18 protein-coding genes are annotated in these 25,909 nt (G+C 65.1%); 10 read left to right on the forward strand and 8 right to left on the reverse strand.

The annotated features are described in order from the left end of the window. Position 1: 1 nt before the first annotated feature. The 3 genes from rbbA to ACFZAI_RS03475 are packed head-to-tail and all read right to left on the reverse strand — an operon-like array spanning position 2 to position 5,366. Positions 2-2,743, reverse strand: a complete 2,742-nt coding sequence (gene rbbA, locus ACFZAI_RS03465) for a ribosome-associated ATPase/putative transporter RbbA (RefSeq protein ID WP_391565594.1) — start codon at positions 2,741-2,743, stop codon at positions 2-4. Then, positions 2,743-3,810: an HlyD family secretion protein gene (locus ACFZAI_RS03470; RefSeq protein ID WP_391565595.1), complete on the reverse strand. Its 1,068-nt coding sequence runs from the start codon at positions 3,808-3,810 to the stop codon at positions 2,743-2,745. Before ACFZAI_RS03470 ends, rbbA begins: the two co-directional genes overlap by 1 nt. Before the next feature lie 14 nt (positions 3,811-3,824). Continuing rightward, complete coding sequence (locus ACFZAI_RS03475) at positions 3,825-5,366, reverse strand: efflux transporter outer membrane subunit (protein WP_391565596.1); 1,542 nt, start codon at positions 5,364-5,366, stop codon at positions 3,825-3,827. Positions 5,367-5,557: 191 nt separating this feature from the next. Here ACFZAI_RS03475 and ACFZAI_RS03480 point away from each other — a divergent pair, with 191 nt between their 5' ends. After that, positions 5,558-6,172, forward strand: a complete 615-nt coding sequence (locus ACFZAI_RS03480) for a TetR/AcrR family transcriptional regulator (RefSeq protein ID WP_391565597.1) — start codon at positions 5,558-5,560, stop codon at positions 6,170-6,172. Between the two features lie 261 nt (positions 6,173-6,433). Next, positions 6,434-7,990, forward strand: a complete 1,557-nt coding sequence (locus ACFZAI_RS03485) for an EAL domain-containing protein (RefSeq protein WP_391566261.1) — start codon at positions 6,434-6,436, stop codon at positions 7,988-7,990. Between the two features lie 42 nt (positions 7,991-8,032). Here ACFZAI_RS03485 and kch read toward each other — a convergent pair whose 3' ends face one another. Together kch and ACFZAI_RS03495 are read right to left on the reverse strand one after the other, a co-directional pair. Continuing rightward, positions 8,033-9,259: a voltage-gated potassium channel protein gene (gene kch, locus ACFZAI_RS03490; protein ID WP_391565598.1), complete on the reverse strand. Its 1,227-nt coding sequence runs from the start codon at positions 9,257-9,259 to the stop codon at positions 8,033-8,035. Positions 9,260-9,745: 486 nt separating this feature from the next. Beyond that, the gene (locus ACFZAI_RS03495) at positions 9,746-10,558 is read right to left on the reverse strand and encodes a response regulator transcription factor (protein WP_391565599.1); all 813 of its coding nucleotides are present in this window, start codon (positions 10,556-10,558) and stop codon (positions 9,746-9,748) included. A 665-nt stretch (positions 10,559-11,223) separates the two neighbouring features. On the opposite strand from ACFZAI_RS03495, the gene ACFZAI_RS03500 reads away from it, so the two are divergent. Continuing rightward, positions 11,224-11,622, forward strand: coding sequence for a helix-turn-helix domain-containing protein (locus ACFZAI_RS03500; protein WP_391565600.1), 399 nt, complete (start codon positions 11,224-11,226; stop codon positions 11,620-11,622). Here the strand turns inward: ACFZAI_RS03500 and ACFZAI_RS03505 are convergent. Continuing rightward, complete coding sequence (locus tag ACFZAI_RS03505) at positions 11,603-12,760, reverse strand: acyltransferase family protein (protein ID WP_391565601.1); 1,158 nt, start codon at positions 12,758-12,760, stop codon at positions 11,603-11,605. The two genes, ACFZAI_RS03500 and ACFZAI_RS03505, sit on opposite strands and share 20 nt — an antisense overlap. Before the next feature lie 303 nt (positions 12,761-13,063). On the opposite strand from ACFZAI_RS03505, the gene ACFZAI_RS03510 reads away from it, so the two are divergent. The 4 genes from ACFZAI_RS03510 to ACFZAI_RS03525 all read left to right on the forward strand — a co-directional run bounded on the left by ACFZAI_RS03510 (position 13,064) and on the right by ACFZAI_RS03525 (position 16,157). Beyond that, entirely contained in the window at positions 13,064-13,594 is a 531-nt protein-coding gene (locus ACFZAI_RS03510; RefSeq protein ID WP_391565602.1) for an META domain-containing protein, read from the forward strand. 134 nt (positions 13,595-13,728) lie between these two features. Next, the gene (locus ACFZAI_RS03515; protein ID WP_391565603.1) at positions 13,729-14,568 is read left to right on the forward strand and encodes a DUF4377 domain-containing protein; all 840 of its coding nucleotides are present in this window, start codon (positions 13,729-13,731) and stop codon (positions 14,566-14,568) included. A gap of 85 nt (positions 14,569-14,653) precedes the next feature. Then, on the forward strand, positions 14,654-15,388 hold the full coding sequence (locus ACFZAI_RS03520; RefSeq protein ID WP_391565604.1) for a sulfurtransferase: 735 nt from the start codon (positions 14,654-14,656) through the stop codon (positions 15,386-15,388). Between the two features lie 322 nt (positions 15,389-15,710). Next, positions 15,711-16,157, forward strand: a complete 447-nt coding sequence (locus ACFZAI_RS03525) for a type II toxin-antitoxin system VapC family toxin (protein WP_391565605.1) — start codon at positions 15,711-15,713, stop codon at positions 16,155-16,157. A 61-nt stretch (positions 16,158-16,218) separates the two neighbouring features. Here ACFZAI_RS03525 and metG read toward each other — a convergent pair whose 3' ends face one another. Together metG and ACFZAI_RS03535 are read right to left on the reverse strand one after the other, a co-directional pair. Next, a complete protein-coding gene (gene metG / locus ACFZAI_RS03530; RefSeq protein ID WP_342066214.1) occupies positions 16,219-18,285 on the reverse strand; it encodes a methionine--tRNA ligase in 2,067 nt (688 codons plus the stop codon). 258 nt (positions 18,286-18,543) lie between these two features. Beyond that, positions 18,544-18,819, reverse strand: coding sequence for a hypothetical protein (locus ACFZAI_RS03535; RefSeq protein WP_054423363.1), 276 nt, complete (start codon positions 18,817-18,819; stop codon positions 18,544-18,546). Positions 18,820-18,920: 101 nt separating this feature from the next. Here ACFZAI_RS03535 and apbC point away from each other — a divergent pair, with 101 nt between their 5' ends. Genes apbC through ACFZAI_RS03550 form a run of 3 tightly spaced genes read left to right on the forward strand, consistent with a single transcriptional unit; the run spans position 18,921 to position 25,876 of the window. Further along, positions 18,921-20,009 carry an iron-sulfur cluster carrier protein ApbC gene (apbC, locus tag ACFZAI_RS03540; RefSeq protein WP_391565606.1) on the forward strand — a complete coding sequence of 363 codons (1,089 nt, stop codon included), beginning with the start codon at positions 18,921-18,923 and terminating at the stop codon, positions 20,007-20,009. Between the two features lie 3 nt (positions 20,010-20,012). Further along, a complete protein-coding gene (locus ACFZAI_RS03545; RefSeq protein ID WP_391565607.1) occupies positions 20,013-21,908 on the forward strand; it encodes an autotransporter assembly complex family protein in 1,896 nt (631 codons plus the stop codon). Beyond that, positions 21,905-25,876 carry a translocation/assembly module TamB domain-containing protein gene (locus ACFZAI_RS03550; RefSeq protein ID WP_391565608.1) on the forward strand — a complete coding sequence of 1,324 codons (3,972 nt, stop codon included), beginning with the start codon at positions 21,905-21,907 and terminating at the stop codon, positions 25,874-25,876. Before ACFZAI_RS03545 ends, ACFZAI_RS03550 begins: the two co-directional genes overlap by 4 nt. The last annotated feature ends 33 nt before the right edge of the window (positions 25,877-25,909 follow it).

Consider the following 25,909-nt stretch of genomic DNA (forward strand, 5'->3'; position numbering starts at 1 on the left):
TTCAGGCCTCCTGCTTTTTCAGCAACAGCACCGACGCGCCCAGAATGACCGGTATGGCGGCCAGCAGCGGCCAGAACGAGGTTTGTAGATCTGTAAACCCCAGCGCCTTGCTGAACACGCCGCGGCTGATCGTCAGCATGTGTGTGGCCGGATAGACCTGCCCGATCAGCCGCCCCATGCCTTCCAAGGACGACACCGGGTTCAGCAGCCCCGCGAATTGCACTGCGGGCACCAGCGTGCCGATCATCGTGAAGAACAGCGCCGCGATCTGGCTGCGTGTGAAGGTGGACGCCAGCAGGCCGATCGCGGTGGCCACCACGTTATAGATCAGCGCGGCCGCCAGCAGCGTCATAAAGCTTCCGGTGATGGGCACCCCGAACAGCGTCACGGCCAGCAAGGTCATCAACAGAAAATTCAACATGGCCAGCGCCACATACGGCGCCTGCTTGCCCAGCAGGAATTCCAGCCGCGTCACCGGCGTGACGTACAGGTTGATGATGGACCCCAGTTCTTTTTCGCGCACGACGGCAAGCGCCGTCAGCATGGCCGGCATCATCAGCAGCAACAGCGGAATCACGGCCGGCACCATGGCGGGCAGGCTGCGCACGTCTGGGTTATAGCGAAAACGCGTTTCGATGCTGACGGCTTGTTGCGCGCTGGCGCCCAGCCGTTCGCGCGCCTGCTGCATCAGCCAGCCTTGATGCATGCCCTGCACATAGCCGCGTATGGTTTCCGCGCGCTGCGGCATGGCGCCGTCGATCCACACGCCGATCTGTACGGCCTTGCCGCGCGCGACGTCGCGTGCAAAGCCTTGCGGAATCTCGATCGCCAACGATAGTTCTCCGCTGCGCATGCGCGCGTCCATCTCGTTGTAGTCCGCGATGGGCGGCTGTTCGATGAAGTACCGCGAGCCAGAAAGATTCAAGCTGTAGTTGTGGCTAAGGCTGGTTTGGTCGCGGTCCATGACGGCATAGCGCAGGTCTTCCACATCCAGGCTGATGCCGTAACCCATCACGAACATCAGCAGCAAGGAGCCCGCCAGCGCCAAGGTGGCGCGCACCGGGTCGCGGCGCAGTTCCAGCGTTTCGCGCCACATGTAGCTCAGTGCGCGTTGCAGGCTGAAGCCATGGCGGGGGGCAGGCAGCGGGTCGGGCTGCGGGGCAGGGGCGGCGTCTTGCGGTGCGGCGCTTGCCGCGGTGCCGGCCCCCGCATCGATCAGATACGCAATGAACGCTTCTTCCAGCGTCTTCGCGCCGCGCATCCGCGTGATCTCGGCAGGCGACGCGCTGACCAGCACCTTGCCCGCATGCATCAACGACATCCGGTCGCAGCGCTGCGCTTCGTTCATGAAGTGCGTCGAGATGAAAATCGTGACCTGGTCCTGCCGGGCCAGCGCAATCAGCAAGCGCCAGAACGCATCGCGCGCAACAGGGTCCACGCCAGAGGTCGGTTCGTCCAGGATTAGCAGCTCGGGTTTGTGCACCATGGCCACCGCCAGCGATAAGCGCTGGCGCACGCCCATGGGCAGGCTTTCCGGCAAGGTGTCCAGCACATCGCCCAACTCGAATCGCGCGACCATATCGTCCACGCGCGCGGCGATATCAGCTTCTGGCAGATGGAACAGGCGCGCATGCAGCACCAGGTTCTGACGCACGGTCAGCTCGCCATACAGCGAAAATGCCTGCGACATATAACCCACGCGGCGGCGGGTATCGATGTTGCGCGGATCGACCTCCTGGCCGAACAGCCAGGCCTGGCCTTCGCTTGCGGGCAGCAGGCCCGTCAGCATTTTCATGGTGGTGGATTTGCCGCAACCGTTCGATCCCAGGAAGCCGAAGATTTCGCCACGGCGGATGCGGAAGTTCACGTGGTCGACCGCCACGAAGTCGCCAAAGCGCATGGTCAGATCGCGCGCCTCGATGGCGATTTCGGCATTGTCGTCCAATGCCAGCGGCACAATTTCCACCGGCTTGTGGCCCCGGCGTTTGGCTTCGGGCAGCAGTGCGATGAAGGCGGCTTCCAGAGAATCCGCGCCGGTGCGCTGCGTCAGCTCAAGCGGCGTGCCGGTGGCCAGCACGCGGCCGTCGTCCATGGCGATGAGCCAGTCAAAACGCTGCGCTTCGTCCATATACGCCGTGGCAACCATCACGCTCATGCCCGGGCGTTCGCGGCGTATCTCGTTGATCAAGTCCCAGAACTGCGCACGCGCCAGCGGGTCGACGCCGGTGGTGGGCTCATCCAGAATCAGCAGGTCAGGGTCGTGGATCAGCGCGCAGCACAGGCCCAGCTTCTGCTTCATGCCACCCGACAGCTTGCCGGCGGGGCGCGACAGAAAGGCCGACATGCCGGTGCTGCGCGTCAGGCTGTCGATGCGGCGGCGGCGCTCGGCCTCGTCGTGGCCGAACAGGCGGCCGAAGAATTGCAGGTTCTCCTCCACCGACAGCGTGGGGTACAGATTCTTGCCCAGGCCTTGCGGCATGTAGGCGATGCGTGGGCAGACGTCGTCGCGGTGCCGGGGGTTGGCCATGTCGCCGCCCAATGCCTCGACGCGGCCTTCCTGCACGGCGCGCGCGCCCGCCACCAACGCCAGCAAGCTGGACTTGCCCACGCCATCGGGGCCGATCAGGCCCACCATGCGGCCGGGTGGAATATCCAGCGTGATGCCGTCCAGCGCCACGGTGCTGCCGTAGCGCAGGCGCACATCGGATAGCCGGACGACGGGGGCGGCGGCAGGGGCGTCCATCAGGGCACCCGGACTTCAAGATTGGCGGGCCAGGCGGCGTCGGCATCCAGCTTCAGCCAGGCGATGCCCGGCAGGCCCGTCTTCACCTGCGTCAGATGTTGTTGCAGCAGCGCGGGGCTGATCTGCGCCTTGACGCGAAACATCAGCTTTTGCCGTTCGCTGGCGGTTTCCACGGTCTTGGGCGTGAACTGCGCCGTGCTGGCCACGAACGACACCTTGGCCGGAATCACGTATTGCGGTGCGGCGTCCAGAATGATGCGCACGTCTTGGCCCAGCGCCACGCGGCCGGCAGCCTGTTCGGGCAGGAAGAACGTCATGTAGACGTCAGACAGGTCGACCATGTTCAGCACTTTGCCGCCAGCGCCCAGCACTTCGCCCGGTTGCGCAACGCGGTACTGCACGCGGCCATCGCGCGGGGCGCGCAGCTCGCTGTCGGCGATGTCGGCGTCGATGCGGGCAATGGTGGCTTGCGCAGCGGCGATGGCGGATTGCGCGCCCACCTGCGCGGCGCGTGCGGCGTCGATTGCGGCCGCGGCGGCCTTGACTTGAGCGCGGGCGGCCTGGGCGGCGGCCTGCGCGCTGCGCACGCGGGCGCGGTCATCGTCCAGTTCCTGAATCGACGACGCGCCTTCCTTGGACAGCGTTTCCGAGCGCGCCAGGCGGCGGCGCGCGGCGTCGGCTTCGCTGTCGCGTTGCACCACGACGGCTTCGGCGGCCAGCTTGTCGCTTTCACGCTGCGCGACCTGCGCCGCGGCGCTGGCCGCGCTGTTGATGGCTTGCTGATGCTGTGCGCGCGCTTCTTCGCGCTGGGCATTCAGCGTATCGATCTGCATGCGGGCTAGCGGCTGGCCGGCTTTGACGAAGTCGCCTTCAATCACCAGCACATCGCTCACGCGGCCGGCCAGTTTGGTGGCGACGTCGATCTCGGTGGCTTCGATGCGGCCGTTGCCGCTGATGAAGCCTGCTCCCGGTCCGGTGTCGGCCAGCAGCCGCCAGCCGGCGTACCCCGCGGCAGCGATCGCCAGAACAATCAACACGGGAATCAGTTTTCGGGTGGGCAAAGGCATGACGGGTTCCTGGATTATTCGGGGGTAGAGGCAGCGGTGGCGAGCCCCGCGGCTTGGGTGCCGCCGCCCAGCGCGGCGTACAGGCCGACCCGGCTGGACAACAGCGCACGCCGCCGTTGCACCAGGGTCTGCTGCGCGGCGAGCAGGTCGCGCTGCGCGTCCAGCACTTCCAGATACGGAGACGCGCCGTGCTCATAGCGCAGTTGCGCCAGCCGCGCGCGTTCGCTTTGCGCGGCGACGGTGGCGCGCAGCACCTCCACTTGTTCGGCCAGCCAATGGCGCGCGGTCAAGGCGTCGGACACGTCGCGAAACGCGCTCTGGATGCTCTTCTCGTAGGTGGCGATGGCTTGGTCCCGCCGCACCTCGGTCAGATCCAGCGTGGACTGGCGGCGGCCGGCGTCGAAGATCGGCAGGCTGATGCTGGGCGCGAAATTCCAGGCGCGGCTGCCGCCAGAAAACAAGCCATCCAGCTCGGCGCTGGCGGTGCCGAATGCGCCAGTCAGCGTGATGCTGGGCAAGAAGGCTGCGCGTGCGGCGCCGATGTTGGCGTTGGCGGCTTGCAGTTGATGTTCGGCGGCGACGATGTCTGGCCGGCTGACCAGCAGGTCCGACGGCAGCCCTGCGGGCAGTTCGCGCATGACGGCGTTGTCGTCCAGTTGCGTGATGTGCGCGGGCAGATGCAACGGTGCGCCCACCAGCAGTTCCAGCGCGTGGGCCTGCGCGGCGCGGGTCTGTTCCAGGTCGGCGCCCAATGCGCGCGCTTGCTGCCACAAGGTCTCGACTTGGGTCAGGTCAAGTTTTGATATCGCGCCCACTTCGAAACGGCGGCGGAAGATGCGCAATGACTCCGCGCGCGAGGCGATGGTTTCGCGCGTGAGCGCCAGCCGTTCATCCAGTTCGCGCAGCGTCAGGTAGCTGTCGGCCACCTGCGTGATGAGGCTGAGCGTGGCGGCTCGCGCCGCGGCGTCGGACGCCAGGTAGTTCTGTAATGCGGCGTCTTTCAGGCTGCGCACGCGGCCCCAGAAATCCAGCTCCCAGGTGGCCATGCCAACGCCTGCTTGATACTGGCTGCTGATCTGCGGCTGGCCCGTCAGGTTCAGATCCCCCGGCACGCGGCTGCGCGTGCCGTCGGCCTGGACGCCGATGGTGGGGAATTGATCCGCGCGTTGAATGCCATACAGCGCGCGGGCTTCTTCAACGCGCAGCAAGGCGGTGCGCAGGTCGCGGTTGTTCGCCAGCGCGCTGTCGATCAGGCCGTGCAGGACGGGGTCGGAGAAATAGGTTTGCCAGGCGATGTGCGCGGCGGCGTTGCCATGTGGCGCGGGGTCGGAAGCAGCTTGGGGGGTGGCTTGCGGGGTGGCTTGAGATGCCGCGGCCTGCGTGGCTTGCGTGGCGGCGCCGGACGCCGTGGACTCCGCGTAAGCGGCGGGCACGGGCAGAGCAGGGCGGGTGTAGGGCGGCGCCATGGACACGCAGCCCGCCAGCAGCACGCATAAAGCGGCGGGGGCGGCGCGCAAGGCGCTCAGGGTCTTGGCCGGATACGGGCGGCGAGTCATGCAAGGGTCTCCAGCGCGAGGGCGCCGGGTGCGTCCGGGGCGGCGCGGCTTGTGGCTTGGCGTTCGGACGGACCCGATGCCAGGGTCATGCATCCATTGTGCCCAGCGTGCGCGACGCGTTCCTTGATGTGGGTCAAGTTATCGACTGACCAGTCGGTTTTTAATATCCGGGACTTGCAGGGGAATTCGCTATGAGCGTGCAACGCTGTCGTCTGCCTCCTGCCGTGCGCGTTGGGCACATCCTGGACGCGGCGTTGCAGGAGTTTTCACGCGCGGGCTATGCCGGCGCCAGGATGGAAGACATCGCCGTGCGCGCCGGCCTGTCCAAAGGGGGGCTATACGCGCACTTCACCAGTAAGGAAGGCGTCTTCGAAGCGTTGCTCGCGCGCCATCTGAACCCGGCCCGGCTGGACGTGGACGCGGTGGTGGACGGGGCGTCTTCGCCGCGCCATCTGGCCGAGCGCATCGTGAACCACCTGTACGCGTCTTTGAGCGACCCGGCCATGGCCGGCACCATGCGCCTGCTGCTGGCGGAAAGCGGGCGCGTGCCGCACCTGGCCTCTCGTTGGCGGCGCGAAACCGCTGATGCGTATCAGTCAGACATTGCGCAGGTGCTGGCGCGGGCGCGCAAGCGGGGCCTGTGCGGCACGTGTCTGGCGGTGGAACATCCCTGGCTGCTGCTGTCGCCGATTGTGCATACGCTGGTCATGTCGGCGCTGATGGGGCCCGAAGAAAAGATGAACCTGGCCGTCCGCCGGCGGGCGCACATAGCGTTGATCCAGCGCTTGCTTGAATCGGCGGCATAATTTTGCGGCTTCAGTCTGCGGCATGAGTCTGCGGCTTGAATCTGCGGCGTGACCCCACGGCGTGAATCCCCGGCGTGAATCGGCGACGGGGCAGGCAAGGCGCTGCGTAATCGCTTCTTGACGCTGCGCCGCGCTTGGTGTCCTATCCCTTTCAGGATGGTTTTGCACATTGACTGAATTTCCAGCGAGGCGGCTTTGACGACATCAGGAATGACGGTTCGTGTGCCGTCCTGGCGGTATTTGCCAGTGGCATTTGCGTTGATGCTCCCCGTTGTGTTGTGCGTGGCCTGGTCTTGGGTGCATGCCAAAAACGAACGCCGCAACGAGGCCGAAGCCGCCGCGCAGATTGTTCGTGTGCAGGTGGAGACCATTCTTTCGCAAGCGTGGTCGGTGCTGGACCGGGTGGCCGAGTTGACGCCGCAGCCTTGCGCTGACGTGCTGCCCTTGCTGCAACGCTGGAGCGCGCTGAACCCCTATTTCCGCGCGCTGATTCTCGCCAGCAGCGATCACATCTATTGCTCATCGGTGATTGGCGCCGTGGACTTCTCGGTGGGCGATTTCCGCAACTGGCCCATCGACGCCTCACCTGACCGCTGGTTGTTCTCGGTAGCGGGAACGCCGCTGGCGCCGGACCGCCCCGCGATCCTGCTGGGCAAGCCAGGCGCCCCGGGCTATAGCGGCGCGGTGGCGCTGGACGGCCGGTACGTTCTGGACCTGCTCAATGCGGTCGCCTCGCGGGGTCACTATGGGCTGGAGCTGATCGTGGGCAAGGGCGCGCCCATCCGCAGCGAATCCTGGAAGGCGTCCAGCAAGGGCGTGGAGCTCGTCTACGACGAAGTCACCCGGAACAACGGGCGCGTTGCGCTCACCATCAATGTCCGCGCCCCGGCTGAAGGCTTGGTGACCGCGTGGCAGCAACTGCTGCTGAGCTATCTGCCGGTTGCGCTGCTGATCGGCGCCGGGCTGGCGTTTGCCGCGTACCGCTTGCAGGTCAATCGCCTGTCATTCAAAGAACAGCTGCGCCGCGCCATGCGCGCCAACGAGTTCCAGGTTTACTACCAGCCGGTGTATGGGCAACTGACGGGGCAGTGCGAAGGGGTCGAGGCGCTGATGCGCTGGAACCGCCCCGGCGTGGGCTTCGTGCGGCCCGACATCTTCATTGCGGCGGCCGAGGCCGAGGGCATGATCATTCCGCTGACCCAGCATCTGTTGCGGCTGATCGAACGGGATCTGCAAACGTGGGACACGCCGCCTGACTTTCACATTGGCGTGAACATTGCGCCCGAACATCTGTCTGGCACGACGCTGGTGTCTGACATCCAGGCTTTCCGCGCGAATGTCGCCGCGCGCAAGCCGCTGATCGTGCTGGAAATTACCGAACGCAGCCTGATTGCGGACAACGGCCAGGCGCGCCGCAATATCGATGCGCTGCGCGCCGATGGCGTGCGCGTCGCCATCGATGATTTCGGCACGGGCCATTGCTCGCTATCGTATTTGCAGAAGTTTCCGGTGGACTACCTGAAGATCGACAAGGGCTTCGTGCACGCCATCTTGCCCACGGGCGAAGAAGCGCCGGTGCTGGATGTGATCATCACGCTGTCGCATCGGTTGAATCTGGCGGTGGTGGCGGAGGGCGTCGAAACGCAGGTGCAGTTTGATTACCTGACGGCGCGCGGCGTGGCGTTCATTCAGGGGTACCTGTTTGCGCGGCCCATGCCGTCCGCAGATTTCGTGCGGTGGTATGTCGGGCATTCGCCGCCCGGGGCGGTTGCCGCCGCGGCGCAGCGCCCGGTCACGGATGCTCCTACCGCGGCTTGACGATCCTTCCGGACGCGGCTTGACGAGCGCCCCGGATGCGGCTCAGGACGGCGTCACGGGCGGTGTCACGGGCGGCGTCGCCGACTTGGCGAAGAACAGATCCGTGATGGCCTGGCTGTCCATCGGTTCGCCATTGATGGCGCGCGTCAGCAGTTCGGCGCCCAGCAACTGCACCGAGAACACCATGTCAGGATGCACGCGCCGGATCTTCTCCAGATGCTTGCTGGTGTTGACCAGCGCCACCGTCTTCGCGCCGCCTTCGCCCGTGGCTTCCTTGGCCGCCAGCACGATGAACGCATTTTCGGCATCGTCATCGCGCAGCGCCAGCACATAGCGCGCGCGCGTCACGCCCGCATTGCGCAGGATTTCCACGCTGGAGGGGTCGCCTTCAATCAGGTCGGTGGCGGCGGGGTATTCGTGCGGCGTGCCAACGGGCACGATGACGGTCACTTCCTCGCTGCGTTGGCGCAGCCCGTTGTAGACGCTGAGCGCCAACGGCGTCGCGCCTGCGATGATGATGTGGTTTTTTCTCATGGCGGTAGAGAACCTGCCTTTGACCAGCCGTTTCAGATTGCCGCCGATCACCGGCCCGGCGATGGCGCTGATGGAGGTGGCGAACACCGTAATGCCAAGGATGATAATCGACGCGGTGAACAGCCTGGCGGTGGTGCTGTGCGGCGTGATGTCGCCATAGCCCACGGTGGACATCGACACGATGGAAAAGTAGAACGCAGTGCCGGCATCCAGCACAGGCGGATTGAATTCGTTGCCCAGGTAGAGCGTGCCGAAGATGGCGTAGATCAGCAGCGACAACACACTGACCAGCGCGAACAGCGAGCCTGCGGTAACGCTTGCGCGGTCAAAGCGGCGCCAGTATGCGATCAGCGCAATCACCAGCACCAGCGTGTAGATGCCCAGCCCCGCGCGGCCAGCGTCACCCAGAATCGCGAATGAGCCGATGCCAATCAGCAGCACCAGCGAGAACGCCCACGCGATGCGCGCTTTCAGGATCAGGCCGATCGCAATGACCTGCAACCCTACGCCGAGCACCAGGCGCGGAATCTCCAGCAGGCCCACCACCCGCATGACTTCGTGCCAGTTATCCAGCGCCAGCCAGAATGAGTATTCGCGCGCGCGCACTTCGCGCAGCACCGGGTGCATGAACGCATAGCCGTCCAGCGCAACAAGAATCGCCAGGCACCAATTCGGCGGAAACAGCGATAGCGCTTTGCGCAGGCGCTGTTTGAGGGAGTGGGTTGTGGTGGGCATCAGTGTGGGAGCGTGTCCTTTTGTCCGTATTTTAGGACGTTGCGCAACGGGCTTTGCTATGCCAAATAGGTATAGAAGGCTATCAACAAAGAATTACTGGAATCGGGCGGCAAGTCCTAAACTTCCTTCATCACGCGGCTATCCAAACGGAAAACCGCTGATACGGGCGGTAAGCCAACCAGTCTTCATTGGATGGTGTGACGCCCGGGCGTTGATCACGTTGCAGCTTGTATGGGGACTAGAGACCCCGCACAGGTTCACGGTTGGACCGTGCGTGAGCAGTATGAGGCACGAATGTTGGAATCGCGTGATCCAGGTAGAAGGCATCAGTGCCGGCTGATGACTCCGGGTTCACGTGTTGTTTTAGCGCGGCGTCTTACCTCTCGGGGGCAGCGCCGCGTTTTTTTCGCCTGTTTTTTTCGCCTGTTTTTTCGCCTGTTTTTTCGCCTATACGATGCGCATGTCCCGCATCGCGGCGCGGCCGCTTCAGTCCGCCGCGCCGGCATCCGCGGTTTCGCGGCGCCAATCTTCCAGCGCGTCCAGCCGGCCGTCTTCCCCCATCTCCCGATAGTCCAGATCCAGCGTAATGTCTGCGGCGAACATATAGCCCCAGCCATGCACCGCGCGAATCGGCAACGTCATCTGATTGGCGGCGGCCTTGCGCCGCAAGCGGCTGATCATCACATCCACGAAGCGGCGGCGCGTGATGCCGCTGTCGGCGTCGTCTGCGCCATCGGCATAGAAGGCGTCGCGGCTGACCTTGCGGTCTGGCGCCGTCACCAAGCGGGAAATGAAATCGCGCTCGCCGGTCGTCAGGCCCAGCGTGCGGCCCGTGGGGCTGATCAGCGTCCAGCCCTTGTTCGCCAAGCGCCAGGTTTCCTGAGCGGGTTCGTCGGCTTGCGCGTCCGCGGCCGCTTCCATGCCATCCATGCCGACCGCGCGGCGTACCAGCGCTTGGAGCACCGCGGCCAACTCCAGGCCCGTGACATCGGGCGGCAGGCAGGCATCCGCCCCGCACAGCAGCGTGCGGATTCGGCTTTCGGCGTCGGCGAAGGCGGCGATGGCAACGATGCCCAGCCCGCGGTCCACGGCGCGCAGGCGGACGGCGGCGTTGTGTATATCTGAAAGAGGGGCCTCCAGCACCACCAGCGGGCTGGGTCGGCGGGAGTAGCGGTCGTATACGTCTACCAGGTCCAGGCAGCGGCGGACGCAGAAGCCCAGGTGAGACAGGGCGTCCACGAGCCTGGCATGCCTGGCGTCGTCGGCTCCGAGGAAAATGACATCCAGCGTGTTATTCATTGATGCTTCCAATGAGGTGGCGCGGCATGGGGGCGGCGCTTGAGGGGGAAGCGCGCGGCGTCAGCAGTCCCGCCATGCCCCTCTCTAAGCTCCGCGCCATGACGAGACCGTCTGGCGGTGTTGTTGGTATGGAGGCGAGAGGTCCGGACGATTGCCGTTCCGACGCATGGGCCGTAGGCCGCTGGTGACCCGATCCTGCCTGGAAGTCACGCCCGTGTTTCATTTAAACACGGGCGTGTTTTTTTGTGAAGATACGTTTCTGTAGTTTCTGATGGTAACTTCAGCTTGCCCCAGCCCGCTGGGAAAGCGCATGAAACAGTGTTTGTTTTCGCCTTTGCGACGGAAAATTATTATGTATTACCGATACATTATTTTCTATTTTCTATCTCGCAATACCCATAAACTTCGTGCGGTCTTGTGCCCGTGTAGGGCACGCGCACGCACGCCCGCATCGGCGGGCTTTTGCTGGCTTACTGCGGTAAGTCAATGACAGGCTTGGTTTTTTTCGGGAAGCTGCTGCTGGCAATGGGCATGCTCGTGACGCGCAAACTGGCGGACAAGCAGGCAAATGTTGCGATGGACGGATTAGCCCGGAAATTCGGGTGTAATCCGTTTATTTGCCGCCAGTATTGAGATGTTTTAATCAAATAAATAAATTCATATTAATGTCTCAGGTTGATCGATTGGACACGTTTAGCCATCGTCTGCGCAACGCAAGAATGCTTCAGGGATGGACTCAAAAGGACTTGGCGGTCGCAAGCAACCTGTCGCAAAGCGCCATTGGCAACTACGAAAGCGGGCAACGCTTGCAACCCTCTAGCGATGCGCTCATCAAGCTGACCCGCGCATTGCGCGTCAGCCCGATGTGGTTGAGCACCGGCGAAGGGCCGATGCTGAATTCCGGCTATGCCGAGCCGCCGCCCGCTGCCGTCAGCGGGGTGCAGTCACCGCCCGCCTGGCCTTTCGAGTCGGTGTCGTACGCGACGTATGCGCGTTTGAGCTCGCAGGAAAAGCGGCAGATCGAGCTGGTGCTGGCAGCGTATATCAAGGCGCGCGGCGAATAGTCCCGATGGGTTGGGCCGCGCTGGGCGGACGCCGCTGCGCGTCCGGCACCGTCGTCTGCACGTCGGCGACCGGTTTGCCACGGTTGCGCAGGCGGCTGCGCAAGCGTTCCACCGGGTCCGCAATCAAGCCGTTCAGCAAGGCCGAAAATCCGATACAGCCCGCAATCACCAGCGCTGAAAACAACATGGGCTGGTGCATTTCAACGTCGTTGAGCAGCCAGCTGAAGAACATGATGACCAGCGAATGGCAGATATAGATCGGATAGCTCAATTCGCCGATTGCCTTGTCCAGCCGGTGACGCGACTGAAACAGGAAGGCCAGCGGCAGCAGCGCCGCAAATAGCAGGACGGCCATGGCGTCGCGCACCGTGTGGTTCAAGCCAATCGAGAAATGAATCATGCAGTAGACGACGAGTACGGCGGTGCCCAGTTCAGGCAGCCGGTTGAAGCGGCGGGTCCAGGCTTTGCAGCGCGGCAGCAGCACCTGGTGGGACAGCGAGCCCATCAGGAACAGCGCCAGCTCAGTCGGGAAAAAGCGGTAGGTCCACGGGTCGGTCAAGCCAATACCGGTCACGATGAGCACGCCGCGTAACGCCAGGGACGCGGCCAGCAATGCCAGCAGCCGGCGCGGCGAGCTCAGCACAAAGGGCGCAACCAGATAGAAGCTCATCTCAACGCCCAGCGTCCACGCCTGCGGCACCAGCAGCCCTTGATACAGCGGCACCTCGCTATGCGCAAAACTGCCGGTAAAGGACAGGGCCGAATGCTCGATGCCAAAGAACATCAGCCAGTCCTGGCCGAAGATGAACAGGTTCGACAGCACCAGGAACAGTTCAGCGGAAAAGGGCAGGGCGTCGTAAAAGCGGAAGAACGCGCCGCCGGACACAACGTGGGCGACAAGCGTCATGGCGGCCACCGCCAGATAGATGGGGAACAGGCGCAGGAAGCGATTCGCGTAGAACTTGCCCGTGGCGCCCTGGTAGGTGTCCGTGGCCGTCAGCACATACGAAATCAAAAAGCCGGAAATCACATAAAACAGCTGCACCGCCAGCCGGCCGCCGACAAGGTGGTCGGCGTAACCCCCCCCCAGGTGGTCCAGCACCACTGATAGCGCCAGTAAGGTTCTTAAAAAGCCCATCGCCGTGTCTCCCGGTAGTCTTATCGTTTTGGCCTCGTGGGCCGACACCTGCGTCTGCAAAACTGCTGTGATCCGCTTCTATCCCTGTGCTGCCAGGGGCGGCCGGATGCGTGGTCTGCACTGATTCTGCGCGCCGGTGAAGCGCGCCGCCATGCGGCATTCGATGCAGCACCCTGCATCATCAGCGTTAGCGCCGGAACGGGAATTGCTGCTTTTGGATACGGCTGTAGGGGGGAGAACGCGGGACGATCTGGCCCGGCCCCGGTTACAGTCGGGGGTGTGAAATTCAAAGGAGTCTCAACCATGCTTACCCATATGTCTTCGCGTTGCCGGCTGCTATGCCTGAGCCTTCTGACCGTGGCGCTGGCGGGTTGCGCGGGGTCCACCGGGGGCGCGCGCCCGGAAGGCGCCGCCGCGGCCAATGCCGCAAGCAGCAAGGATTCTCTGGCGCAGACCAGCTGGGAGCTGGTGCGCTGGACGCAAAAGGGCGGCGCGCTGCGCGACATACCGCATGGCGACAACGGCGAACCGGTGCGCCTGACCTTCCTGGCGCAAGGCAAGGAATACCGCGCCAACGGCTTTTCGGGCTGCAACCGTTATATGGGCACGTACAAGCTGGAAAGCGGCAAGCTGTTCATTGATGCCCCGGCCACGACCCGCATGGCCTGCCCCTCCCCGGAGCGCGCCAAACTGGAAGCCGACTACCTGCGCGGCCTGACCGCCATCGACACGTTCACCTTGGATAATGGCGGCGCCCCGCGGCACCTGACGTTCAATCTGCGCGGTGGCGATGTCCTGGAGTTTGAGCGCCGCCAAGATCCTCCGACCCCGTAAAGCCATTGAGACGCCGTAGTCCTGATAAGCCCTAAGCACTGAGGCCCTAAGCACTGAGGCCCTAGGTACTGAGGCCCTAAGTACTTAGGTTCTTGGCCGAAGCCCTGTCTGTCCCTACGCCCTGTAAGCCCCGTATGCCTCGTAACGACTCCCTTTACGCCCCTGGACATTCCAGGACGTCCCATTCCAACTTGCTGCGCTGGCTAGCGCCTTGCGTGTTGTCGGTTGGCCTGGCCGCCTGCGCCTCGTCACCGCCGCGGACGGCGGACGGACAGGACCCCCGCTTCCAGCCGGCCTCGGCGTCCGACATCCTGGCGCAGACCAGCTGGGATCTGGCCCGCTGGACGCTGCCGGGCGGCGGCCTGCGCACCATCCCGCATCCGTCCACCGACTCCCGGCCGCTGACCGCCAGTTTTGTCCACGACCAGGGCGCGCCGCGAATGTCCGGGTTTGCCGGCTGCAACCAGTACAACGCGCCGTACACGGTCGCCAATGGCCAGTTGATCGTGCGGGCGAACCCGGTTGCGACGATGATGGCCTGCGCGCCGCAGAACATGAAGCTGGAGCAGGACTTCCTGGCCGGCCTGACCCGCATCACCGCCACGTCGGTCGACAACACCAACAACCCGCAGCGCATGACGTGGGTGCTGAGTTCGGGCGACACGCTGGACTTCGGCCGCCGCGCCGACCCCGTGGCGGGCGGCAGCGCGGGTCCGACGAAGCTGGTCTACGTGAACGCCGAGCGCGTGCCATGCAGCGCCGGCGCTGGCCGCGCCATGTGCTACCAGGTGCGCGACAGCGCCTCTCAGCCCTGGCAGCTTTGGTATGGCGACATCACCGGCTTCAATTTCCAGCCGGGCATCCGCTACCGGCTGCGCGTGGTCGAAGTCGCCGACCCGTACCCGCCCGCCGGCGCCTCGACCGTGCGCTGGGTGCTGGACGCCGTGATCGAGCAGGAAATCGTCTCGCGTTGAGCAGGATCAAGGCGGGCGCCGGGCGGGGCGGCCCGCCCAGCGATTACTATTACGGGCTTCGCCGTCCGCATTTTCTTGCTTTGCCATGACTTCCGTCGTCAATATCGCCGCCTACAAATTCGTTTCGCTGGACTCCCTGCCCGAGCTGCGCGCCCACCTGCTGGCGCTTGCCGGCGACGGCGCGCTCAAGGGCACCATCCTGCTGGCCGAAGAAGGCATCAATCTGTTCCTGGCCGGCTCGGCCACTGGCATCGACACCTTCTTGCAGGCGCTGCGCGCCGACGCGCGGTTTGCCGATCTGGAAGTCAAATTCAGCCATAGCGAAGGCGTGCCGTTTCGCAAATTGCTCGTCAAGATCAAGCGCGAAATCATCCGCATGGACCACCCCACCATCCGCCCCGAAGCGGGCCGCGCGCCGGGCGTGGACGCCCGGACGGTGGCGCGCTGGCTGGAGCAGGGCGTGGACGACGCCGGACGCCCCGTGGTCATGCTCGACACCCGCAACGCGTTCGAAGTGGACGAAGGCACTTTCAAGAACGCCATCGATTGGCGCATTGACCGCTTCACGCAATTCCCCGCCGCCGTCCAGGCGCACCGCGCCGAACTCGAAGGCAAAACCGTCGTCAGCTTTTGCACCGGCGGCATCCGCTGCGAGAAAGCCGCCATCTACATGAACGAAGCCGGCATCCCGAACGTGTACCAACTGGACGGCGGCATCCTCAAATACTTCGAGGAAACGGGCGGCCCGGGCTACGAAGGCAAGTGCTTCGTGTTCGACGAACGCCACTCGCTGGACCCGGGGTTGGCGCCTAGCAAGTAATGCTTGCTGCGGTCGATACGGACGTCACTTCGTCTGATTTGCCGTGCCGTCCTGCCCACTAGCGCAAGCTGGCGCAGTACCGTTCCCATCTGGTAATGACCAATCAGGAGGGAACCATGACCACGCCCCGAATTCCATGCCGCACGGTCGCTGCGAAAGCACGTCGCCGTGCGTATCTGCGACGCTTCGTCCTCGCCGCCGCAACGCCGCCTAACGCGATACGGCGCCGATCAATCGTGGATCTGCTCGCGATGCCAGGCGCCGCCGGCATCGAACTCGAATTTCCATTTCGCCGCCGTCCTGCGCACGCTGCGAGTCGTGTGTGACGTTCATCTTGGATACGAACGTGGTGTCAGAGCTACGCAAGGTGCCGTTGGGTAAGGCCTATGCACCGGTCGCGCGGTGGGCAGACAGCGTGGATATCTCTGATCTCTATGTGTCGGTGATGACTGTCCACGAACTTGAAGTCGGCGTGCTCCGCCTGGAGCGCCGTGACCCGCTTCAAGGGGCGGTGCTTAGAAAATGGTTTGAGCGTCATGTCTTGCCGGCCTTTGATGGCCGGGTGCTGCCCGTCGATGGCGCGGTTGCACTGCGCGGCGCGCAACTTCACGTTCCAACGGTCCAGCCCTTGTCCGACGGCCTGATCGCCGCAACCGCCCTGGTCCACGGCATGACCGTTGTCACACGAGACACTGCTGATTTCCTGCCTTGCGGCGTCAACGTCCTCAACCCGTGGCAAGGCGAAAGCCCGGTGCCGGTCAGGCCATAAAAAAGGCCAGCTCGCGGATCTTGCGCGAGCTGGCCTCTTTGGCCGTGCGGGGAGTACGCGATCAGCGCACGCGCATGCCGGGCTTGGCGCCGGGGAACGGTTCCAGTACGTAGATGCCGGCGTCGACCGCTTCGTCCGCGTGGCTGGCGGCCAGCACCATGCCTTCGGACACGCCGAACTTCATCTTGCGCGGGGCCAGGTTGGCGACCATGACGGTCAGCTTGCCGATCAGGTCTTCCGGCTGGTAGGCCGACTTGATGCCCGAGAACACGTTGCGATGGCGGCCTTCGCCCACATCCAGCGTCAGGCGCAGCAGCTTGGTCGAGCCTTCGACGTGTTCGCAGTTGACGATCTGCGCAATGCGCAGGTCGACGCGCGCGAAGTCGTCGATAGAGATCGTCTCGGCTACCGGTTCACCGCCCGGCACCACCACGGGGGCGGCGGGCGGCTCGAACAGGTCTTCCAGCATTTGCGGTTCGACGCGTTGCATCAGGTGCTTGAACGGGGCCACGCGCTGCGGCAGCACGGCGGCGTCGGCCCAGGTGAACGGGGCTTGCGCGCCAAAGAGTTCCAGCGCGACGCGCTCGGCCAGCGACGGCAGCACGGGAGCCAGCATCACGGACAGCGCCTTGAAGCCCGCCAGCGAACGCGAGCAGATGTCTTGCAGGGCGGCCTTTTGCGCGTCGTCCGCGGTGGCGATGCCCTTGGCCAGCACCCACGGCTGGGCCGTGTCGAACGCCTGATTGATGCGGTCGGCGTAGGCCATGATTTCGCGGATGGCGCGGTTGTATTCGCGGGCCTCGAAGGCGGCGCGGATGGATTCGGCCTGCTCGGCGTATTCCGCCGACAGAGCGGCGGTGTCGCCCGAATAGCCCAGCACGCCGTCGAAGTGCTTCGTGATGAAGCTGGCGGCGCGGCTGGCGATGTTGACGTACTTGCCGACCAGGTCGCTGTTGACGCGGGCGATGAAGTCTTCGGGGTTGAAGTCCATGTCTTCGACCCGGGCGTTCAGCTTGGCGGCGATGTAATAGCGCATCCATTCGGCGTTCATGCCGATTTCCAGGTAGCGGAGCGGCGAAATGCCGGTGCCGCGGCTCTTGGACATCTTTTCACCGCTGACGGTGATGAAACCGTGCACGTTCACGGCGTCCGGCGTCTTGCGGCCGGCGAACTTCAGCATGGCGGGCCAGAACAGCGCGTGGAAGTACACGATGTCCTTGCCGATGAAGTGCACTTGCTCGGTGGTGCCGTTGGGGTCGAGCAGCGCGTCGAAATCCAGGCCCTTGACCTCGCAGTACGACTTCAGCGACGCCAGGTAGCCCACCGGCGCGTCCAGCCACACGTAGAAGTACTTGCCCGGCGCATCGGGAATTTCGATGCCGAAGTAGGGCGCATCGCGCGAGATGTCCCAGTCGCCGAGTTTAGCTTCGCCGTCTTCGGCGCCCAGCCATTCGCGGGTCTTGGCCAGCATTTCGGGTTGCAGGTGCTTGCCGCCATTGGCGTTGGAACCCGTCGTCCATTGCTGCAGGAATTCCACGCAGCGCGGGTCGGACAGCTTGAAGAAGAAGTGGTCGGACGACTTCAGCACCGGCGTGGCGCCGGTCAGCGCCGAGTACGGGTTGATGAGCTCGGTGGGCGCGTAGACCGCGCCGCAGACTTCGCAGGAATCGCCGTATTGGTCTTTCGCGTGGCACTTCGGGCATTCGCCCTTGATGTAGCGGTCGGCCAGGAACATGCCCTTGACCGGGTCGTAGAACTGCTCGATGGAGCGGGTTTCGATCAGGTTCTGGGCTTTCAGGGCACGGTAGATGTCGTGCGACAGCGCCACGTTCTCGGCGGAATCCGTGGAATGCCAGTGATCAAAACGGATGTGGAAGCCGTTCAGGTACTGCGGTCGTTCGGCAGCGTACCGGGCGACCAGCGCCTGCGGCGTGATGCCTTCTTTTTCGGCCTTCAACATGATCGGCGCGCCGTGCGCGTCGTCCGCGCCCACAAAGTGCACCGTGTGGCCCGCCATTCGCATCGAACGAACCCAGATATCAGCCTGGATGTACTCCATGATGTGGCCGATGTGGAAAGATCCGTTGGCGTAGGGCAGCGCTGTGGTGACAAAAAGGGTGCGAGACATGGTTGTCGACAGAGGTTGAGGGGAAAAGGGATTAGCCGGCCATTTTAGGACAACGGCGAAGACGTGCCCGCGTGAGTGTCCGGGTAGGCTTTGCGCTAACGACACAACCCGCCGATCGCAGGGCTGCGAATCAGGCGGGTTGAAGGGGGCACGGCCAAGGCGAAGACGGCGGGCGGCTGGGGCAATAAGCCCTGGCGGCTTACCAGGCAATGGCCGGCTTGCGCCGCGGGCGGCGCAAGCGCTACGGAAATGCCGCGCTTAGCGGATCTCGCGGGCTTCGACGTCGATCACATCGCCACGCGGTTGCGTGGCGAAGGGGGCGGTGGCGGTCTGGAACGGTCCCGGGCGGGCGCCTTGGCGCTGGCTCCAATAGGCGCGAACGCCGAAAGGTTTGCCGCGCACCTTGGCGACCACATACAGGATCGCCACGGCGAGAGCCGTGGAAAGCATGAAGACCAGCGCCATCGCCATACCGATCAAGGCCAGGGCGGCGAATAGGACGGCACGGAAGAAGCGGATAAGTGTGTTGGTCATGAAGGTCGGATGCAAAACGCAGCGAAAGGTTCCCGCGTATCCGCTATCCTTTAGGGGATGGCGGCCCGCAGAAGCCGCGCTGCCTACGGAACCATAGTGACATGAGTATAACGATAGAACACATCCGCGCTGCGCTGCGCGCCGCGCAAGACCCGAACACGGGTTTGGACCTGGGCGTTTCTGTAAAAGATCGTGACATTCAGCTGGCGGGCGCTCGCGTGGCCCTGACGCTGGAACTCGGTTATCCCGCGGACAGCGTCCGCGAGCAGATTCAAGGCATTGCCGCCGCCGCGCTGGCCCAAGCCGGCGTGGCCGATGCGCAAGTCACCGTGACGTGGAAAGTGGCCGCGCACGCCGTGCAGAAGGGGCTGAAGCCGCTGCCCAACGTGCGCAACATTATTGCGGTGGCATCCGGCAAGGGCGGCGTGGGCAAGAGCACCACCGCCGTCAACCTGGCCCTGGCCCTGGCGGCCGAAGGCGCCAAGGTCGGGGTGCTGGACGCCGATATCTATGGCCCCAGCGTGCCGACGATGCTGGGCATTTCCGGCCGTCCGGAAAGCCTGGACAACAAAAGCATGGAACCGCTGACGGGCCACGGCCTGCAGGCCAATTCCATCGGCTTCCTGATTGATGCCGACTCGCCCGCCATCTGGCGCGGCCCGATGGTCACGCAGGCGCTGGAACAATTGCTGCGCCAGACCAATTGGCGCGATCTGGATTACCTGATCGTCGACATGCCGCCTGGCACGGGCGACGTGGCCCTGACGCTGGCGCAGAAAGTGCCGGTGGTGGGGGCGGTCATCGTCACCACGCCGCAAGACGTGGCGCTGCTGGACGCCCGCAAGGGTTTGCGCATGTTCCAGAAGGTGGAAGTGCCGATCCTGGGCGTGGTGGAAAACATGGCCATCCATATCTGCTCGCAGTGCGGGCACGCCGAGCACATCTTTGGCGAGGGCGGCGGCCAGCGCATGGCCGAGCAATATCAGACGCCGTGGCTGGGCAGCCTGCCGTTGACGCTGGCGATCCGCGAACAAACGGACGCTGGCACGCCGACGGTCGTGTCCGATGCGGGTAGCGAAGCGGCTGCGCTTTACCGCGGCATTGCAAGAAAGCTGGCAGCGGGCGTGGCGGCGCTACCGCGCGACATGGCCGGGAAATTCCCGTCCATCGTTGTGCAGCAGCCGACCTGAAGCATGCGGTGGGCAGCCCGCGCCTTTTTGGCAGGACTTTGCGTAGTGTCGGGCGAGGCGTTGGCCAAGCGCCCGGAAATCATCGTGGACCCCGGTGGCGTGCCACCGGCCGCGTTGCAGGCGATCACCGAGGCGGTGAATGCCATTGCGCGCCTTGCCGAAGACCAGGACGGCGGTGAAATCAGCCGCCTGCGCCGGCGTGCGCGCGACGCCACGCTGGCTGCGCTGGCCACGCAGGGCTATTTCGCGCCCAAGGTAACGCTGGAAGCGGGCACCGATATCGGCGGGGAAACCTGGGATATCGGCATCGTGGCCGGAAAGCGCACGACCGTTTCGTCCGTCGACCTGACCTTCACCGGCCGCATCACGCGCCCCGAATACGCGCAACGCGTACAGAAGCTGCGCGACGACTGGCAGCTCAAGGCGGGCCAGCCGTTCATCAATAGCGATTGGAACAAGGCCAAGTCGAACCTGCTGGACGAAGTGTCCACGCGGGATTTCATGCTGGCGCGCATGACGGCCTCGCAAGCCGAGATCATGGCCGACACCGCGACAGCCGCCTTGCGCGTCACCATCGACAGCGGCCCGCAGGTCCGCATGGGTGAGCTCAATACCGAAGGCTTGAAGCGCGTGCCAGACAAACTGGTGCAGCGCTATGTGCGCTACTCGGTGGGCGCCGCCTACGACCAGAACCGGTTGGACACCTGGCAGCAGGATCTGCAATCCACCGCGTTTTTCCGCGGCGCTTTTGTGTCGCTGGAGCAACCCGGCGCCACGCCGCAGCAAGCCCCAGAACCGAATTCCGACCGCGCCCGCGCGCCGGGCTCGAAAGACCTGGCCGCCGCGACGCCGGCCGGCGACCCGTCGGTGTCCGGCGCGGTGCCGCCGCCGCCCGCCGTCTATGACTCCGATGGCGAAGTGACTTTGCCCGTGCAGGTGCGGGTGGTGGAAGCGCCGCCCAAGCGTTTCACGGCATCACTTGGCGTGGACGACGAAGCGGGCGTGCGTGTGGAATCTTTGTACCGGCAGAACGTCGTGTTCGGCCAGCCCGTCACCATGGAAACCGGCTTCAGCGTCGACCGGCTGCGCCAGCGCGCCTACGCCGACTTCCTGCTGCCGCCCACCGAGCGCGGCTACAAGGATTCGTTCGGCGTTTTGGCTGACCATTCCGATATCCAGGGGCTGGAAGTTACGCGTTACGCCTTGGGGGCGACGCGCCTGCAAGAGCGCAAGGGCGCGGGCGACAGCCGGGTCGAATACGAAACCCGCTGGGGCCTGCTGCTGGCGCAGGATCACGTGAAGATCGACGGCGGCGACGAATACACGCTGCCCACGCTGACGGCAACGGCCGAATGGCTGCGCCGCGATGTGGATAACAAGTACGACCCGCGCGAAGGCAACCTGATCGCAGTGGGCGGCGGCGTAGGTGTGACGCTGGATACCGGCGAACCCTATACCCGCGCCCGGGTGCGCGCCCAGAAGTGGTGGCCGATTGGCAAGCTCGATGTGTTGACCGTGCGCGGCGAAGTCGGCCGCGTGTGGTCAAACAGCAAGGTGCAGGTGCCTGACGATTTCGGATTCCGCACCGGGGGCGCACGTTCGATTCGCGGCTACAAGTATCAAAGCATCGGCGTGCAGCGCGACAACGCGGTGGTGGGTGCGCCCACGCTCGTCGTCGGCAGTGTGGAGTACGACCACTATTTCAATGAGCGCTGGGGCATGGGCGTCTTCGTGGACGCGGGCGATGCCGCCGAATCGTTCGGCGATATGTCGATGGCCGTGGGCTACGGCGTGGGCGCGCGCGTGCGCACCCCGGCCGGCCCGCTGTTCCTGGACCTGGCCTACGGCCAGCGTGAACGTGACCTGCGCTTGCACTTTTCGTTGGGGATCGCGTTTTGACCGTGTTGCGCAAAATCCTGCGCCAGATTCTGGTGTGGTGGTTGCCCGGCCTGGCGATGCTGGCGCTGCTGGCCTGCGGCTTCGTGTTCTGGCTGGTGGGTTCGCAAAACGGCACGCGGCTGCTGCTGACGACCGCCGCCCAGCAACTGAACGGGCAGGCGCTGGACGTGAAAGGGTCGTTGCTACGCGGCGTGAGCGTCGGCAAGCTGAACCTGGATGTCAGCGGCACGTACATCGACATTACCGACCTGAATCTGGACGTGCATTGGCGCGCGTTGGGCGACCGCCTGCTGCACGTGCGAGACGTGTCGGCAGGGTCGGTCCATGTGGCGTTGACTTCGTCGCCCGAGACCGCGCCCGCCGAAGAAAATGGCGAGCCGTTCTCGCTGCCGTCGCTGCCGGTGGATATCGCCATTGACCGCATCGCGCTGGGCGATTTCCAGCTGGATCAGGACGGGCAGCCTTTGCCCGTGACCTTGGGCGCACTGAGCGCCACGTTCGCAGCGGGGAAGCAGGGCGCGCAATTGCGCATCGCCAACCTGCGCGTGGGACACGAAGTGGGGCAGGCCGACGTGTCGGGCCAGGCCGAGCTGCAGGCGCTGGCCGACCCCTGGCCGTTTGCGGCGCGCCTGGATGTGACGGCGCGCGGCACAGGCCCCGATTCCCCGCTGTGCCAGGCTGACAAGCTAAGCGGCGTGTTCGATACGCGTCCGGCGGCGGGCAAGAACGCGGACGCCAAGGCTGATCCGAGAGCCAAGGCTGATCCCAAAGCCAAGGTTGATCCCAGGGCCAAGGCTGATCCCAGGGCCGACGCCCAGCGCAAAGGCGATCCTAATACCAAAGCCGATCCCAAAGCCGGCCCCAAAGCCGATCCCAAGGCCGATCCCAAGGCCGATCCCAAGGCCGGCCCGAAGGCCAAGCCGTCTTCTCAAACCAAGCCCGGCTCGCCGTCCGAACTGGCGGGGCCGCCTGCGCCCGCTTGCCAGGTCGTGCTGCGCGCTGACGCGGCGGGGTCGATGGATGGCATTCAGGCCAAGCTGGACGGCGCGGGCTCCGGCCTGCTGCTGGATGTGGTGGCGGACCTGGCGCCCCGCACGGCGCTGGTCCTGCGCAGCGCCCGGGCGAACGCGCAACTGCCTGATAAGTCGACCCTGACCGCGCAATTCGATCTGCAATCCGACGCCGCGCAAGGCGCCGGACGTGACCGCATCGCCGGCACCATCAGTGCGCAGCGCCTGGATCTGGCGCCCTGGCTGGGGGATGCCATCCCGCCCGCGGTCCTGACCGTACGGGGTGATGTGCAGGCCGATATCGAAAACCTGAGCCAGCTGCGGCACGCCGCTATCGACCTGCGCTTCGAGGAAGGCACACGCTGGAACAAGCAAGCGCTGACGGGCGGGCTCAAAGCCCAGGTGGATATCGCCGCAGCTGTCGCAACCGCGACCGGGACTTCGACCCCAACCAGCACCGCCGCCAGCACCGCCGCCAGCACCGCGACTGCCACCGCACCCAGGACCGCACCCAGCACGGCAGCCAGCACCGTAGCCAGCACCACACCCAACACCGCACCCAACACCGCGACCTCCCCCGTACCCGCCACCAACACCGCCATCGACCCGCTCGCCGGGTTGCGCATTCATGGTCTGGATGTGGACCTGAAGCTGGGCCGAAACCGGGTTCAGATAAACGGCGAAATTGACGCTCGGGATGGCGTGGTGAACCTGGACGCCCAGGCGCCGCAGTTGGACGCTTTCTGGCCTGGCATTCCCGGTGGCGCCGAATTAAAGGGCAAGCTTACCGGCACGATGGCCGCGCACCGGGGCGAACTGGCCGCCGGTTACACCCCCGCCAAGCCGCGCGCGGGCGTGCTGGGGCAGGCGCCGGCCAAGGCCAATATCGTGTTCACCGGCGCGTGGGGTCAAGGCCCGGCCGGGCAGCCCGACGCCGCCTTGGTGGGCTGGCGCGGCGCCTTCTCCAAGCTGACGGCAGACACCGCCGGGTTCGCCGTGTCGGTCGACCGGCCGGTGACATTGGCCTTTCTGCCATCCGCCGTTGCGCCCCAATGGCAATGGCAGGTCGGCCAGACCGCATTGAGCCTGACGCTGCCGGGCAAGGAACGCCTGACGCTCGCGCACCAGGGGTCGCGTGGCGGCGGCAAGCGCTGGGAAACCGCAGGGCAGGCGGACAATCTCGTCATCACCGCAGCCATGGCGCGGCAAGTGATCGGCGCGGTAGACCCCGAGGCCGCCGCCAAGCTGGGCAAGGGTCCGAGCCGCGTGAACGCCGTCATCCCCGACGGCCAGCGCCGGATCGCGCTGGATCTGCTGTGGGACCTGAAGTTCGACGGCCGGCTGGGGGGCAAGGCCCGCATCACCCGCCGTGAAGGCGATTTGCTGATTCCGGGCGACCCGCCGATTCCGCTGGGCCTGAAGGCGCTGGTGCTGGACGTGACCGCCACGCCCACCTCCGCCAACGCCAGCCGTCTGGACGCCAAGCTCAACGTGGCGACCAACAAAATGGGCACCATCAACGGCACCGGCACCGCCGTGCTGCGGGTGGACGCCAACGGCGCCATGGCGCTGGACGAACGCCAGCCGCTGCGCGCGAATCTGGATGCGGACATCGCCGACCTGGCCTGGGTCAGCCTGTTCGTGGGCGATTCGATGGAAGTGGGCGGCGCCGTCAAAGCCAACTTGCAAGCCCAAGGCACGCTGGCCGGCAAGTGGTCGGCCACCGGCACCATCCGTGGCGACAAGCTGCGCGTGGTGCGCATCGACGACGGCGTGCGCCTGATTGACGGCACCTTGTCGGCGCGTCTGGATGGCGACCGCCTGGTGCTGGACAGCCTGCGCTTTCCGGCGTCGTTGCGGGTGATGCCGGCCGAATGGCGCACCAAGGAATGGATCACGACCAACCCCGAGGCCAAGGGCGGGTACGCCGAAGCCAAGGGCCAGTGGAACTTCATCGATGGCGGCGGCGACATCAAGCTGACGCTGTACCGCTTCCCGGCGTTGCAGCGCTCGGACCGCTACGCCATGGTGTCCGGCACGATCGACCTGAAGGCCGCCATGCCGCGCATCGAAATCGTGGGTGACCTGAAGGCCGACGCGGGCTGGTTCAGCCTGGAAATCCTGCAAGGCGTGCCGTCGCTGGACGACGACGTGAAGGTCGTGCATGCCGGCCAGGACCCCACCGCCGTCTCCACGCCCCTGCAAACCAGCATGAACCTGAAGTTCGACATGGGGCCGCGCTTCTACATCACCGGCATGGGCCTGGATGCGGGGCTGCTGGGGTCCATCCAGATCATGCTGAACGACGGCCGCCTGACGGGCGTGGGCCAGTTGCGGACCCGGGGCGGCGGCATCGAGGCCTATGGCCAGAAGCTGCGCTTGAGCCGCGGCACGCTGACTTTCCAGGGCCGGCTGGACAATCCGATTCTGGATATCGAGGCCCTGCGCACCGGCGAACAGGTGGAAGCCGGCGTCAAGGTGGTTGGCACGGCGCAGCGCCCGCGCATTGACCTGGTGTCCTATCCGGATGTCAGCGACGTGGAAAAGCTGTCGTGGCTGCTGCTGGGACGGGGGCCGGATGAAAGCGGCAGCGATGCCGCCCTGCTGGTGTCCGTGGGCACCGCGCTGCTGGGCGGCGGCCAGCCGTTCTATAAGCAGTTCGGGCTGGACGACGTCAGCGTGCGCACGGGCGCTTTGGGCAGTTCGGGCAGCATCCTGCCCGACCGCACCGTGGCGGGCGACGTAAACCGGGACAGTGACAGCCAGTTGGCGACGCAATTCCTGGTGGCCAGCAAGTCGTTCGCCAACGGCATCACGCTAAGCGTCGAGCAGGCGCTGGCGGGCAGCGACACGGTCGGCCGCGCCAGTTACCGGCTGGCGCGCGGGCTGTCGATCGACCTGAAGGGCGGTTCGGTCAACGGGATTGCGCTGGTCTACCGGACCTTCTGGGGGAACTGAGTAAAATGGGCCCCATTCCATCCCCTTTAGCAC

Origin of the sequence: Achromobacter sp. NPDC008082, assembly GCF_042957345.1 — a bacterium.
In the GTDB taxonomy this organism is placed as follows: domain Bacteria; phylum Pseudomonadota; class Gammaproteobacteria; order Burkholderiales; family Burkholderiaceae_B; genus Achromobacter; species Achromobacter kerstersii_A.